Source organism: Lacisediminihabitans profunda (assembly GCF_008040105.1).
Lineage (GTDB): Bacteria > Actinomycetota > Actinomycetes > Actinomycetales > Microbacteriaceae > Lacisediminihabitans > Lacisediminihabitans profunda.
In genome coordinates this window covers 1-228 of the sequence record NZ_VRMG01000039.1, presented here as the reverse complement: position 1 = coordinate 228, position 228 = coordinate 1, and the positions used below count along the sequence as shown (strand labels likewise).

Sequence of the window (228 nt, the reverse complement as noted above, 5' to 3'; positions counted from 1 at the left end):
TACAGACCAGACAGCCGCCTTCGCCACTGGTGTTCTTCCATATATCTACGCATTTCACCGCTACACATGGAGTTCCACTGTCCTCTTCTGCACTCAAGTTTCCCAGCTTCCGATGCACTTCTTCGGTTGAGCCGAAGGCTTTCACATCAGACTTAAAAAACCGCCTGCGCTCGCTTTACGCCCAATAAATCCGGATAACGCTTGCCACCTACGTATTACCGCGGCTGC

At 51.8% G+C, this 228-nt stretch carries 1 rRNA gene; it reads right to left on the bottom strand.

Features of this window, described 5'->3' with window-relative positions:
* Window positions 1–228 (bottom strand): 16S ribosomal RNA (locus tag FVP33_RS18970); the annotation flags it as partial.